At 69.5% G+C, this 14,470-nt stretch carries 10 protein-coding genes and 1 tRNA gene; 5 read left to right on the plus strand and 6 right to left on the minus strand.

What is annotated here, in order from left to right; all coding sequences use genetic code 11:
- Positions 1-42 precede the first annotated feature (42 nt).
- From BM287_RS14985 to BM287_RS14995, 3 genes are all read left to right on the plus strand, one after another.
- Positions 43-1,677 carry an LTA synthase family protein gene (locus tag BM287_RS14985; protein ID WP_090041003.1) on the plus strand — a complete coding sequence of 545 codons (1,635 nt, stop codon included), beginning with the start codon at positions 43-45 and terminating at the stop codon, positions 1,675-1,677.
- A gap of 43 nt (positions 1,678-1,720) precedes the next feature.
- Positions 1,721-2,122 (plus strand): hypothetical protein, encoded by a 402-nt coding sequence (locus tag BM287_RS14990; RefSeq protein ID WP_090041006.1) that lies wholly within the window; start codon positions 1,721-1,723, stop codon positions 2,120-2,122.
- Positions 2,123-2,831: 709 nt separating this feature from the next.
- Entirely contained in the window at positions 2,832-5,894 is a 3,063-nt protein-coding gene (locus BM287_RS14995) for a DUF7507 domain-containing protein (RefSeq protein WP_090041008.1), read from the plus strand.
- A gap of 229 nt (positions 5,895-6,123) precedes the next feature.
- Here BM287_RS14995 and BM287_RS15000 read toward each other — a convergent pair.
- The 4 genes from BM287_RS15000 to serS all read right to left on the minus strand — a co-directional run bounded on the left by BM287_RS15000 (position 6,124) and on the right by serS (position 9,788).
- Positions 6,124-6,208 (minus strand) — tRNA-Ser (locus BM287_RS15000).
- 60 nt (positions 6,209-6,268) lie between these two features.
- Positions 6,269-7,564, minus strand: a complete 1,296-nt coding sequence (locus BM287_RS15005; RefSeq protein ID WP_090041010.1) for an LCP family protein — start codon at positions 7,562-7,564, stop codon at positions 6,269-6,271.
- A gap of 158 nt (positions 7,565-7,722) precedes the next feature.
- Positions 7,723-8,526, minus strand: coding sequence for an HAD family hydrolase (locus tag BM287_RS15010; RefSeq protein WP_090041013.1), 804 nt, complete (start codon positions 8,524-8,526; stop codon positions 7,723-7,725).
- Complete coding sequence (gene serS / locus BM287_RS15015; protein ID WP_090041016.1) at positions 8,523-9,788, minus strand: serine--tRNA ligase; 1,266 nt, start codon at positions 9,786-9,788, stop codon at positions 8,523-8,525. The genes BM287_RS15010 and serS overlap by 4 nt, the downstream gene beginning before the upstream one ends.
- Before the next feature lie 44 nt (positions 9,789-9,832).
- Between serS and BM287_RS15020 the strand changes: the two genes are divergently transcribed.
- Positions 9,833-10,855, plus strand: coding sequence for a diacylglycerol/lipid kinase family protein (locus BM287_RS15020; RefSeq protein WP_090041020.1), 1,023 nt, complete (start codon positions 9,833-9,835; stop codon positions 10,853-10,855).
- Positions 10,856-10,892: 37 nt separating this feature from the next.
- Here BM287_RS15020 and BM287_RS15025 read toward each other — a convergent pair whose 3' ends face one another.
- Positions 10,893-11,531, minus strand: coding sequence for a hypothetical protein (locus BM287_RS15025; RefSeq protein ID WP_090041021.1), 639 nt, complete (start codon positions 11,529-11,531; stop codon positions 10,893-10,895).
- A 30-nt stretch (positions 11,532-11,561) separates the two neighbouring features.
- Positions 11,562-12,626, minus strand: a complete 1,065-nt coding sequence (gene pheA, locus BM287_RS15030) for a prephenate dehydratase (protein ID WP_244528348.1) — start codon at positions 12,624-12,626, stop codon at positions 11,562-11,564.
- Between the two features lie 223 nt (positions 12,627-12,849).
- Between pheA and pgm the strand changes: the two genes are divergently transcribed.
- The gene (pgm, locus tag BM287_RS15035) at positions 12,850-14,469 is read left to right on the plus strand and encodes a phosphoglucomutase (alpha-D-glucose-1,6-bisphosphate-dependent) (protein ID WP_090041023.1); all 1,620 of its coding nucleotides are present in this window, start codon (positions 12,850-12,852) and stop codon (positions 14,467-14,469) included.
- Position 14,470 lies beyond the last annotated feature (1 nt).

Below are 14,470 nucleotides of genomic sequence, written 5' to 3' on the forward strand. Positions count from 1 at the left end.
CGGTCGCCCCGCACCGGCAGCCGCACAGTCAGAGCGACCGTTGTGACGGTCCTCTCGGCTCTGACGCTGTTCGTCATCGCGGTGACCCCGGGCGTGGTCGCATCGGGAACGGCGCTCGCTCTCGTGCGGCTTCCCCTCGACGCCGTCGTGGCGCTCGTCGTGCTGGCATTCCTGCCGTGGCGCGGGGGGCGGCGAATCGTCGCGAGCATCGTCGCCATTCTCTTCGTGCTTGCGGCGCTCAGCGCCGCACTCGACCGGGCGTTCACGGCCACCGTCGGGCAACCCTTCGATGTGGTGACCGGATGGCCGGAACTGGTGGATGGCTACGGCGTGGTCCGCGACGCCGCCGGGCCGTTCGCGGCGCTCGGCATCCTGGTCCTGCTCATCGTCGTGTCCGCCGGGGCCATCCTCGCGGTCACCGCCGCCCTGCTTCACCTCGCCGAACGTGTGCGGCGCAGCCGGAAGGCCGGCCTGCTCGGGGCATCCACTGCGATCGCGGGGTGGCTCATCATCGCACTCGTCGGCGTGCAGCTCGTGCCCGGCGAGCCGCTCGCGGCGTCGGACTCGGTCACGACCGCCGCGGCGAAGCTCGACCAGGTGGCCGTCGCCGCCCGCGATCAGGCCGCCTTCCGAAGCGCGGCCGCTTCGGACGCCTATGCGCATCTGCCCGCATCCGACCTTCTCACCGGGTTGAAGGGCAAAGACGTCATCGTGGCGTTCATCGAAAGCTACGGCCAGGTGGCCGTGCAGAACACCTCGTTCTCCTCCGGGGTGGATGCCGTGCTGCGCCGCGGAGACGCACAGCTGGCGGCGCACGGCTACTCGGAGCGCAGCGCATTCCTCACATCGTCGACGTTCGGCGGCATCAGCTGGCTGGCACACTCGACACTGCAATCCGGGCTGTGGGTCGACTCGCAGCAGAGGTACGACGAGGTCACCTCGGGTGACCGGTTCACGCTCAGCGACGCCTTCGGAAAGGCCGGCTGGCAGACCCTGAGCGACGTCCCGTCCGACACGGGACCATGGCCGGTCGGAAGCTCGTTCTACCACTTCGGCAGCCAGCTGAACGCGAAGAACGTCGGCTACCGCGGCCCCACCTTCAGCTACGCGCGGATCCCCGACCAGTACACGTGGGCCTACTTCCAGCAGCATGAACTGTCGACGCCGCACCGACCGCTGATGGCCGAGATCGACTTCGTGTCATCGCACACTCCGTGGACGCCGTTGCCGCAGGAGGTGCCGTGGACCGCCGTCGGTGACGGCTCGATCTACGACGCGCAGCCCGCGCAGGGGCTCCCGCCGAGCGTCGTCTGGAAGGACGCGCACCACGTGCAGCAGCTCTACGCCCAGTCGATCGAATACACGATGAGCACCCTGTTCTCGTTCCTCACCACATTCGATGACCCGAACCTCGTGCTCATCGTGCTGGGCGACCACCAGCCGGCTTCGGTCGTCAGCGGGACGGCCGCGGACCACGACGTCCCGATCAGCATCATCGCCAAGGACCCGGCCGTCATCGACAGCATCGGTTCGTGGAAGTGGGAGCCGGGCATGCTCCCGTCGCCGACGGCGCCCGTCTGGCGGATGGATGCGTTCCGCAACCGGTTCCTGGACGCCTTCGGCCGGTCCCCATCCTCGAATCGAACCATTTGCTCGTCCGGCTCGTGTTCTCCATAGAGCCCCGCTCCGCAGAGGCACCGAGAGAAAAGCAGGTAGTCCAATGTCCGACAGCAGCCAGGGCCTTCTGAAGGTCACGCGGATCCTCGGCGGGATCGTCCTCCTCGCGATCGCCGGGATTCATCTCTTCCTCGTGTTCGACGGCGTCGGAGGCGTTCTCGGAGTGCTGTTCATCCTCAACTCCATCGCAGCCATCGTCCTTGCGATCGGGATGTTCGCGCTCCGCGGCGCACTGGTGACGTTCGTCGTCGTCCTCAGCCTGCTCTTCATCATCGCGAGCCTGATCTCGCTCCTGCTGGCGCTGACGGTCGGGTTGTTCGGCATCCACGAGACGTGGACGTTCACGCTCGTACCGGAGACGATCATCGTCGAGGCGATCGGCATCCTGGTGCTCGTCGTCGCCTCGGCCGCCGCGCTGCGCCGACGCGCGCGCCGCGCGGTGTGAGGGGCGACGCGGCTGAAATCCGTGCGGAGGGCGTCGAACCCTAGCCGCCGGCCCGACACGGCGCGACCAGAGCAGAGAAACCGCCGGGACCGTGGAATACCGGAGGGAGCGCACCGAGTGAGGATAAGGCGCGAAAGCCCGGCATGGAAGCACCGGGAACGAGCTACGATCGGGCGACGGAAAGACATACAAACCGGTAAGGGCAGCGCCGCCGACGGTGGCTCAACGCAGCATCGCACCCATGCAGCCGGGCTGGTCCTGCCGATCTCCGACGCACCCGACCGGCTCATCTACCGTGAGATCGGCCGGCACAGCCGAAAGCGACCGGAGGGTACACGCCCGATCTGGACCCTGGTGCGGGCAATCGGCGGATCCGGGCTAAGCGTCGCCGGGGGACGTCATCTCGGCGGATGGCACGGTGACTCGATCAGGGTGAACCCGGGGTGAAGTCCGCGCGAGAAGGTTGCGTTCGCATAGGTCGTTCCGAAATGCTGAGAGACACCCGGGAGTCTCGTTCCCCGGGCACAGACAGAGGGTGCCGTCGCTCCGACCAGCGATGCCCTTCTCGGCATGACCAGCTAAGGGGACCGGGTTGAGAGAGCGCATTTTCGGCGGGCGTGGGCGTGCCGGCGAAGGACATCGCAGCGGCGGGCTTCCCCGCCTCCGCTCCCGAAGGCTGCGGTCGACGGCTGCTGTCGTCGCTTCGTTTGTGACGCTCGCCTTCGCTGCGAGCGGCGCGCTACTGCCGGCCGAGTCGGCGTCTGCCGCACCGGGCACTCCCGGCGTTCCCGGCGCCCCGACCATCGTCTGGTCTGAGGGGTTCGACAATTCTCCAGTCGGACAGCCGACGCGGCTCGACAACTACGTCGGCACGGGCGGAATGACATACACCGCCTCCCCCTACTGGCTCTCCGAGGCTGCCTGTAATGGCACGATCACGGCGTTCAACGATGCCAACGACCCGGTCTGCGGCGCGACCGGCGCGCCTCAGTCGCAGGTACAGATCCGCCAGCTGGCCGATGCGCTGGGACAGCTCGCCGGCGCTGCAAATCCAGCCGCGAACAAGGCAGTTTCGACGTTCACGGGCACCTTCTTGACCCCGGAGGACACATCACACCCGAACGAGATCGAGCTCGCGACCGCCGGCCAGATCGCCTTGCCGACTTCCAGCGGCCGCTTCCTGACCTTCTCTGTGGATGCGGCTGCGCAGTGTGACACCAGTCCGCCGCTGCTGCGGTTCTACTACCGAACCGACGCGGGCGTCGAGGTTCCGGTCAGCCAGAGCGCGATCAACCCTTGTACTGCTCCTGGCGGTCAGTTCTTCACGACCCCGGCCGGCACGGACGCCTCCGGTGCGCCCGTCGGCAGCGGGGTCTACCGTGCCGGATCGTTCGCCGCCGATGGGTCTTACCTGGCCACGGGCCAGGGTATCGGCATCGTCATGCGGAACGAACAGTCGGTTCCGGGAAGCCTCGGCAACGATGGCGGCTTCGACAACATCAAGATCCTCGATGCCACTCCCCAGCTGGACAAGTCATTCAGTCCCGCGATCGTGCCGACGGGGGGCGTCTCGACGTTGACCTTCACGGTCACGAATACGAGTGATCTGGCTGCCAAGAACGGGTGGTCGTTCTCGGATGCGCTTCCGGCCGGGCTGACGGTGGCGTCGCCGTCGGGTGCGGCGACCACGTGCCCGGCCGGCGCTGTGACGGCGCCCGCGGGGAGCGGGACCGTCGCCGTGTCGGGTGACCTGGCGGCAGGGATGACCTCGTGCACCGTGACGGTGAATGTGACCTCGCCGACCACCGGTTCCTTCACGAACGGCCCCGGAAACGTGACCACTACGGGACTGGACAAGCCGGGCAACGCGACCGTCGCGTTCGAGTCCCCGGCGCTGTCGCTGGTGAAGCACGCGGGCGCGCCCGTGGATGTGAACGGCAACGGCATCACCGACGCAGGCGACACGATCCAGTACACGTTCACCGTCTCCAACACCGGTGACGTCCCCGTCGCCGGGATCGCGGTCAACGACCCGAAGGTGGGCGCTGTGGACTGCCCGTCGGCGACGTTGGCCCCCGGCGCGACGGAGTCGTGCACCGCGGCCGCCGCATACACCGTGACAGCGGCTGATGCGCAGGCCGGGTCGGTGGACAACACCGCAACGGCCACGGGCACGTCCCCCGCGGGCGCACCGGTGACGTCCAGCCCGTCATCGACGTCGACTCCGGCCAGTGTTGCGGCGCCGTCTCTGGGTCTGGTGAAGTCCGCCGATCCGTCGGATGCCGGCTCGTACCTGCCCGGCCAGGTCATCACCTACAGCTTCGTGGTGACGAACACCGGGAACATCACGATGAATGGCATCGGCATCGCTGAGACGTCCTTCTCCGGCACCGATCCGCTGCCGGCGGCGACGTGCCCGCAGCCGACGCTCGCGCCGGGGGCCCAAGAGGTCTGCACGACCAGTTACACACTGACACAGGCGGATGTGGACGCCGGTACGCTGCAGAACACCGCTGTCGCCCAGGGAACCCCGCAGGGCTCGGGCACGCAGGTCGCCTCCCAGCCGTCGTCGGTGATCATCCCGCAGGTTCCGGCTCCAGGGCTCGCCATCACGAAGTCGGCGACGCCCGGAACGGTCACCGCCGCTGGTCAGACGGTGACGTATTCGTTCGTGGTCAAGAACACGGGCAATGTCACACTGCACGATGTCGCCGTCGCGGACACGGACTTCTCCGGCACGGGGACGCTCGGAGCAATCGACTGCCCGACGACCATCCTGGTGGCCGGGCAGGTGGAGACCTGCAGCGCCGAGTACACCGTCACCCAGGCGGATGTGGACGCGGGGACCCTGACGAACAGTGCATCGGTGACGGGAACGCCGCCGAGCGGCGACCCGGTGCCACCGGTTCCGTCGAATCCGGTGGACATCACCATCCCGCGCACGCCGGCGCTCTCGATCGTGAAGACGGCGGATGTGCAGGCCGCGGCGGTCGGCCAGACGATCACGTACTCCTTCGTGGTCACCAACACCGGCAACGTGACGGTGGCGGACCCGCAGGTGACCGAAGGTGCGTTCTCAGGGAGCGGGACGCTGTCGGCGATCACCTGCCCGCAGGGACCGACGAGCCTCGCCCCCGGTGACGCGATCACCTGCACCGCCGATTACACGCTGACGCAGGCGGACGTGGATTCGGGTGCGCTGACCAACACCGCGACCGCGACCGGTACAACGCCTCCCGGCACGACGCTGCCACCGGTGCCGCCATCCACCTCCACGGTGACCACCAACCCGCATCCGGCTCTCTCCCTGGTCAAGACCGCCGATACGGACAGGGCGAGCACGGTCGGGCAAGTCGTGACCTACACGTTCACCATCACCAACGTAGGCAACATCACCATCACGCACCCGAGCGTGAAAGAGGGCGCGTTCAGCGGGCACGGCTCGCTGTCGGCAGTGGACTGCCCCAGCACGACGACCCTGGCGCCCGGCGCCTCGGTGACCTGCACGGCCACCTACACGGTCGTCGCGGCAGACCTGGCCGGTGGGACCCTGAGCAACACGGCGACCGCCACGGGAACACTCCCCGACGGTGACCCGCTGAGCTCCGACTCGTCGACTGCGACGGTTCCGGAGGCCGCCGTCTCCGCGCTGGCCTCCACCGGCAGCAGCATCGGCGGCTGGAGCGGGGCCGTCGCGGTCCTGCTCATCCTCGGCGGGGCGGCGTTCCTGCTCCTCCGTCGCCGAAGCCGACCGCGCGACGACGCCGCGTGAGAGAGGGTGGTGAGGCTGGCATCCGTCCAGCCTCACCACCCCTCGTTTTCTTTCCCTGTCCCAGCGGACACTGCAGGTCCAGAGTCATCTGCTTCTCACTGCAGGTGCCCATCACGATGCCCGGATTGGCTTGAGCGCCGGAGACCGTGTTCGAGGTAAGCCGGTCGGCGTTGTCGTAGCAGGAAGTCACGGTCACACCGGGGTTGGGCGGGCTCGCTCCGTCCCTGTGCGGAGGGCGTGGGATTCGAACCCACGAGACATTTCTGCCCACCAGTTTTCAAGACTGGCTCCATCGGCCGCTCGGACAGCCCTCCCGGCGCCGTGCGAAACAGCGTCGCCCGATTCTAGCGAACCCCGCGTGGATGCTGCCGAGGTCAGCCGGAGAACGGCTTGGAGCAGGTGTACTGTGCCGCGGTCTGCCCGTGCACATCCGAGGGCAGGGTCACGGACGAGCCGTCTCCGGTGGACCCCGTGCCGGCCGTCGGCGCCTGCGTGGCCGGAGCCTGCGTGGCCGGGGCCTGCGTCGCCGGGGCCGGCGCCTGCGTCACCGGAGCCTGCCCCGCCGGCGCGTTCGGGTCGGCCTCCGAGCCCACACCCGTGTTGCCGGTGAGGGTCACGGGCTGGTCGTTCGTGAGCGCCTCGGTGAGCTGCTGCGCCGCGTCGGTGGTCGGGACGACGCCGTCACCCTGATAGTGGTTCGGGTACTGGACGAACACGACCTTGCTGATGTCGATGTTCTTCAGCGCCAGGGCCATCGAGACGATGGTGGTCGGGTTGTTGAGGCTGTCGGAGAGCGTGATGTTGCTGGTCGCCGCCTTCGCGAGGCCGTAGAGCTTGACGGGGTTGCTCAGCACGTCGGCGCTCTTGATGGTGCGCACGAGCGATGAGAGGAAGACCTGCTGGTTGCTGATCCGGCCGAGGTCCGAACCGTCTCCGACCCCGTGACGGGTGCGGAGGAAGGCGAGCGCCTGCGAACCCTGCAGGACGTTCTGGCCGGCCTTCACATCCAGGCCCGTGTACGGGTCCTCGATGTCGCCCGCGACACACACGGGGACACCGCCGACCGCGTTCGACATCTCGATCACGCCGTCGAACTGGATGACACCCGCGTACGGGATGTCCATGCCCGTGAGCTTCTCGACCGTCAGCACGGTGCACGCCAGGCCCCCGTAGGAGAGCGAGTTGTTGATCTTCTGACGGCTCATCGCGTCGAAGCTGCCGCCCTTGGGGTCGGGGCACGACGGGATCGACACGTACATGTCGCGGGGGAAACTCACGACGGTGGCGTTCTTGTGGTCGGCTGAGACATGCAACAGCATGGTGACGTCGTTGAGGTTCTCGCCGCGGTCGCCATAGGCCGCGTTTCCGCCGCCGCTGTCGCTGCCCGCGAGCAGGACGTTGAACGCCCCGTTCATGGCGCCGATGCCCGGCGTCACGGTGTTGCCCTTGGTGTCGACGAGCTTCACGGACTTCTTGACGCCGGCCACGACATCCACCGCCGCGTAGGCCGCCAGCGAGACGCCGGTGACTCCGACGACCGCGATGACGGCGACGAAGATCTTGAGGAGTGCCTTGAGCGGATGGTGACGCTTCAGTCGTCCGTGGCGGACCGCTGGTCCTGCCGACTTCTCCTGCGCACGCGCTTGCGCGCGGGTGGGCATCTCGCTCATTCACGTCCTTTCGGGGGCGCAGTCGTCCGGGGCCGCCGTTCAGCGGCGTGGTTCGGCATCGGTGAGCACGAACATCGGGCGCGGCCGAAATGGGCACACGCCGCTAAAACTGTGCCACGGCCGGCTGGCAATGCTCTGGATGGCCGCGCGGCGCGTGCTCAGAGGGCGTCGAGGACCTGCGCGACACCGTCCTCGACGACCGGCCCCGTGGCCCGGGTCGCGACGGCCTTCACCTCGTCCGGCGCCTGGCCCATGGCGATGGCGACTCCGTGCTCTCCCGCCCAGCGCAGCAGGTCGATGTCGTTGCGGCCGTCACCGATGGCGACCACGTGCGACCGCGGGATGTCGAGCGCGTGCCGGACCCGCTCCATCGCGGTGGCCTTGCTGACCCCGTCCGGCGAGATGTCGAGCCACGCGGTCCAGCCGATGGCATAGCTCACGCGCTGGAGCCCCATCCGATCGACGATGGAGAGGAACTCCTCGGTGTCGTGCTCGGGCGACACGACGACGACGCGGGTGGCGGGATGCTGCAACAGCTCCTCGAACGGCACCTGCTCGGCGTTGACGAGCTCCCAGTCCGTCATGCCCTCGGTGTAGCGGCGGAAGCCGGTCGGACCCTCCACCATGAAGCTGCCGCTCGGGAGGTGCGGGCGGATGGTCTGCAGCACCTCGGACGGGTCGAAGACCTCGATGAACTCGCGCCGGTAACCGCCCTCGACGGTGTCATCCCGCCTCATGGTCAGGGCGCCGTTCGCGCAGACGACGAACTCGCTGGTCAGGCCGAACTTCTCGTGGATCGGGCGTGCGGTCTCCCAGCTCCGTCCGGTCGCCAGCATGACCTCGTGGCCGGCGTCGCGCACGCGCGTCACGGCGGCGCGCACGGCGTCCCCGACGCTCTCATCCTCGTGGATGAGCGTGCCGTCGACGTCGAGCGCGATCAGCAGGCGGGATCCATCGCTCACGGACGCGTCGGTTCCAGCAGCTCCAGGCCACCGAGGAAGGGGCGCAGCGCCTCGGGGACACGGACCGAGCCGTCCTCCTGCTGGTGCGTCTCGAGGATTGCGACGAGCCACCGCGTGGTGGCGAGCGTCCCGTTGAGCGTCGCGACGGGAGCGGTCCTGCCGCTCTCGCTGCGGTAGCGGATGTTCAGACGGCGGGCCTGGAAGGTGGTGCAGTTCGAGGTCGACGTGAGCTCGCGGTAGCGGCCCTGCGTCGGGATCCATGCCTCGACGTCGTACTTGCGCGCGGCACTCGAGCCGAGGTCGCCGGCGGCGGTGTCGATCACGCGGTAGCTGAGGCCCAGGGCCTGCATCATCTCCTCCTGCCAGCCGAGCAGGCGCTCGTGCTCCGCCTCCGCGCGGTCCGGCCGGGTATAGACGAACATCTCCAGCTTGTCGAACTGGTGCACGCGGATGATGCCGCGCGTGTCCTTGCCGGCCGAGCCGGCCTCGCGCCGGTAGCAGGTCGACCAGCCGGCGTAGCGGAGGGGCTCCTCCACGTCGATGATCTCGTCGGCGTGGTACCCGGCGAGCGCGACCTCGCTCGTTCCGGTCAGATAGAGGTCGTCATCGGCCAGGTGGTAGACCTCGTCCGAGTGCGCGCCGAGGAATCCCGTGCCCTGCATGATCTCCGGCTTCACGAGCGTCGGCGTGATCATCGGGATGAAGTCGTTCTGCACGGCCTTGTCGAGCGCCATGTTCATCAGCGCGAGCTCGAGCCGGGCGCCGATGCCGCGCAGGTACGAGAAGCGGGCTCCGGCGACCTTCGCGCCGCGGACCATGTCGATCGCGCCGAGCAGTTCGCCGAGCTCCAGGTGGTCGCGCGCCTCGAAGCCGAACTGCGGGATCTCGCCCACCGTCTTGAGGACCGTGAAGTCGTCCTCGCCGCCCGCCGGGACGCCGTCCACGATCGGGTTGCCGATGCTGCGGATCAGCCGCTCGAACCGCGCATCCGCGTCGTTGGCCGCCTGCTGGGCCTCCTTGACGCGGCCGGCGAGCTTCTGCGCCTGCGCGACGAGCTCCTTCTTCTGCTCCTTCGGCGCCTGCGCGACCTGCTTGCCGAACGCGTTCTGCTCGGCGCGCAGCTCCTCGAAGGCGGTGATCGCGGCGCGACGCTCGATGTCGGCCTGGATCGCCTCGTCGACCAGCTGCAGGGAGTCGCCGCGCGCCTCCTGCGAGCGGCGGACGACGTCGGGGTTCTCGCGGAGGAGCAGGGGATCGATCACCGCACAAGCTTATCGAGCGATGCCGAACAGGTAGCGTGAGGACCGTGAACGGACGGGGCGGGCAGGATCACGAGGTCGTCGCCGTCGTCTACAACCCCGTCCGCGTCGACGTCCCCCGCGTGCGCGCCGCCGTCGAGGCGGCGGCCCTCGCCGCTGCGGAGGAGGGCCGGACCACCGGTGACGTCGAACTGCTCTGGCTGGAGACCACGCCGCAGGAGGGCGGACAGGCGCAGACCCGGGAGGCGCTGGCCCGCGGTGCGCGGCTCGTGCTCGCGGCCGGCGGCGACGGCACCGTGCGGGCCGTCGCGGAGGCGCTGCGCGATCGGGAGGCGACCCTCGCGATCATCCCGGGCGGCACCGGCAACCTGCTCGCGCGCAACCTCGGGATCCCGTTCGCGAACGTGGAGAACGCATGCGCGATCGCCTTCGGCGGCCAGACCCGGCGCATGGACATCGGCATCGCGACAGCCCGCCGGCCGGACGGCTCGGTGACCGAGCACGCCTTCCTCGTCATGGCGGGCGTCGGGATCGACGCGGCGATGATCGCGAGCGCGCGCCCAGAGCTCAAACGCCGCTTCGGCTGGCTGGCCTACGTGGATGCGGCCTTCCGGGCGCTGCCCCGCTCGACGAAGGTGCACATCCGCTACCGGCTCGATCACGGCCACGAGCGCTCGGCGCACGTCAGCACGATCCTCGTCGCGAACTGCGGGACGCTGCCGGGCAACATGGAACTGATCCCCGACGGGGCGATCGACGACGGACTGCTCGACGTGGCCATCCTGCAGCCCGCGACCGTCTTCGGCTGGCTGGCGATCTGGCGGAAGGTGACCTGGGAGAACCGGGTGCTGCGCCGGTCCAGCGTCGGGCGGCGGATCATCCGCTTCACCGACCGCGCGATCCGCACCCGGCTGAGCTACCTGCGCGGCGCATCCGTGCAGCTGACGGTGGAGGAGCCGGAACCGTTCGAGCTCGACGGCGACGCGTTCGGCGACCTCCTGGGTCTCGACCTCCGGGTGGACGAACTCGGCCTCCGGGTGAAGGCGCCCGCGTCCGGTTCGGTCCGGTGACCCGTCCGCAGACCGGTATCCGCAGGCGGACGCCGCGCTAGAGCTCCTCGTCCCCCGATGCGTGCGCGCGGGCCCGGCCGGCCAGCGCCGTGAGGAAGAGCAGCGCCACGAGCGTGAGCAGGCCGACCGTGATCAGCGGGCTCGCGAGCATCCACCCGAGCTGGGCGAAGACGAGCGCACCGACATCCGAGGTCGGCGTCGGCCCGCTGTACGAGGTGGCGACGGAGAGGCAGTAGAGGACGATGCCGAGCACGACGAAGCCGCCGCCGATGATCCAGAGCGCGAGCAGGATCGGGTTGCGGCGGGGGTTCACGTCGAGGCTCTCCCAGAAGCCGGGCGTGGATGCGGCGAAGGGCGCACTCACGGAGGCGGCGGCCGCAGGCGGCGCGGGGACCGCCGCGGGCATCCGGCTGTCCGTCGACGCAGGCCCGTCCTCCTCGAACGAGAGAGCTGCCGCATCGTAGGCGCTCACCGGCTCCGACGGCTCGGGCGCCGCGTCCTCCCGCCCGCGGACCAGGGACGGCGCGCGGCGGAATGCCGGATCGGCAGCGGTCGACCGGACGCGGGTCCGGGGCCGCTCGCCCGGCTGCGGCTGGTAGCCGCGCTGGAACGCGGGGTCGAAGCGGGGGTCGAATCCGCCGGCACGATCCCCGTCGTCACGCTCCTCGGCGACCATGATGACCTCCCGACTGTCCTGACCGGCAGCCTACGCCGCCGTGCCGCCGTCGCGATCCGCCGCGTGCCCGTCCACGTCGTCCGTCAGGGAGGCGAGCCACTCGCGCGCCTCCGTGAACACCTCGTCCCGGTAGCGCTGGTCGAACTCCACGCGTACGCCGTCCGCCCGGGGGTACGAACCGAGGAACATGACCGACGGGCTGAACCTCCGGAGGCCGAGCAGCGCATCCGCCACCCGCTCGTCGTGGATGTGGCCGTCGGCATCGATGACGAACCGGTACCGCCCGAGGGCGTCGCCGACCGGGCGGGACTCGATGAGGCTCAGGTTGATCCCGCGTGTGGAGAACTGCTCGAGCAGGTCGAGCAGGCTTCCGGGCCGGTCGTCGGGCAGCTCGGCGATGAGACTGGTCTTGTCGGCGCCGGTGGGCTCCGGAACGCTCCGGGTGGTGCTCACCAGCACGAACCGGGTGACCGCGTTGGGGTTGTCGCCGATGTTCTCGGCCAGCACGTCCACCTCGTGGTGGTCGACGATCCCCGGCGGCGCGATCGCCGCATCCGCTGCGCTCCCCTCGAACAGGGAGGCCGCCGCAGCGACATTGCTCGACGCGGGCAGGTGGCCGTGCTCCGGGAGGTGGCGGTCGAGCCACTGCTGGCACTGGGCGTACGCGACGGGATGGGCGTTGACCGTGTGCACGTCGGAGAGGGTCGTGCCCGGGCGGGCGACGAGGACGAAGTTCACCGGGACGAGGTACTCGCCGATGATCCGCAGTCCCGGGATGGTCGCCAGCGCATCCTGCGCCACGGACACTCCGCCGTCGATGGAGTTCTCGATCGCGATCATCGCGGCGACGCTGCGCCCTTCGACGACATCCGCCAGCGCCTCGCCGAGGTTGTTCACGGCGCGCCAGTTCTTGCCGCGCGCCTCCGGGACCTGCTTGAGCGCCGCCTCCGTGAACGTGCCCGACGGCCCCAGGAAGCTGTACACGTCGTCGAGGGAAGCGGGAAGCTCGGCGGTCGCGCCGGTGGCGCCGGTGGCGCCGGTGGCGCCGGTGGCGCCGGTGGCGCCGGTCGACTCGTCAGCGGGGGCGGTGGACATGCCGTTCAGCTTAGCGAGCCGCCGGCGCGGCATCCCCGCCGGCGATCTCGCGCGTATGCGGGTCTACGGAACATGCGCGGTGGGGCGAACAGCCGCATACGTTACGAATCGCAGCACACACCGCCGGGCGGGCACGCGGTCGCATCCGCTCGGCGACCCGATGCACGAGGTTCCGTTCGAATCCAGCTCCCGATGGCACCCCCGCCGTGGAAGAGTAGGCACCATGGACGCACGAGCCGGCACCCCCGCCCAGCCTTCCGACCTGATCGACGTCGACGCCCTGCGGCGCGCGTACTACGAACTGAAGCCGGATGTCGGCATCCCGGAGCAGCGGGTGGTGTTCGGGACCTCCGGGCACCGCGGGTCGTCGCTGAACACCGCGTTCAATGAGGACCACATCGCCGCGACCACGCAGGCGATCGTGGAGTACCGCAATGCTCAGGGCATCACCGGCCCCCTGTTCATGGGGGCGGACACCCACCTGCTCAGCGAGTACGCCACCACCACGGCGCTGGCGGTGCTCGTCGCCAACGAGGTGCGCGTCCTCGTCGACGAGTTCGGCGACTGGGTGCCGACTCCCGCCGTGTCGCACGCGATCATCCGGTACAACCGAGCCGGGCACGGGGACCAGGCGGACGGCATCGTCGTGACGCCCAGCCACAACCCGCCCTCCGACGGCGGCTTCAAGTACAACCCTCCGCACGGGGGACCGGCCGACACCGACGCCACGAGCTGGATCGCCGCGCGCGCCAACGAGATCATCGCGAACGGGATGCGCGAGGTGCGGATGGCCGAACCGTCCGGCGTCGAGACGTACGACTTCCGCGGCCACTACGTCGCCGACCTCGAGAACATCATCGATGTGAAGGCCATCCGCGACAGCGGCATCCGCATCGGCGCCGACCCGCTCGGCGGCGCCAGCGTCAACTACTGGCAGGCCATCGCCGACCGCTACGACCTCGACCTCACGGTCGTGAACCCCGACGTCGACCCGGCCTGGGGCTTCATGACGCTCGACTGGGACGGCAAGATCCGGATGGACCCGTCCAGCCCGTCCGCGATGGCCTCGGTGGTCGCGCGGCGCGCCGACTACGACATCCTCACCGGGAACGACGCCGACGCCGACCGGCACGGGATCGTCACGCCGGACGGCGGCCTGATGAACCCCAACCACTACCTGGCGGTCGCCATCGACTACCTGTTCCGCACGCGCACCGAGTGGCGGAAGGATGCGGCCGTCGGCAAGACCCTCGTGTCCTCGTCCATCATCGACCGGGTCGCCGCCTCGCTCGGAAGGCGGCTGTGGGAGGTGCCGGTCGGCTTCAAGTGGTTCGTCCCCGGCCTGATCGACGGCACCGTCGGCTTCGGTGGCGAGGAGAGCGCGGGCGCCAGCTTCCTGCGGTTCGACGGGACGGCCTGGACGACCGACAAGGACGGCATCCTGCTCGCGCTGCTCGCCAGCGAGATCCGGGCGGTCACCGGGAAGTCGCCGTCGGAGCTCTACCGCGAGCTGACCGAGCGCTTCGGCGATCCCGTCTACCAGCGAGTGGATGCGCCGGCGAGTCCCGAGCAGAAGGCCGCCCTGTCGAAGCTGGACGGCGACGCCATCGCCGCCACGGAGCTCGCCGGCGAGCCGATCACCGCGAAGCTCAGCCGCGCTCCCGGCAACGACGCCCCGCTCGGCGGGGTCAAGGTCCAGACGGACACCGCCTGGTTCGCCGCCCGCCCTTCGGGGACCGAGAACGTCTACAAGATCTACGCCGAGTCGTTCGCCGGCGAGGACGACCTGCGCGAGGTGCAGGAGGAGGCCAAGCGCATCGTGGGCGAGGCGCTCGGCGCCTGAC

It is taken from the genome of Leifsonia sp. CL147 (assembly GCF_900114565.1).
Lineage (GTDB): Bacteria > Actinomycetota > Actinomycetes > Actinomycetales > Microbacteriaceae > Leifsonia.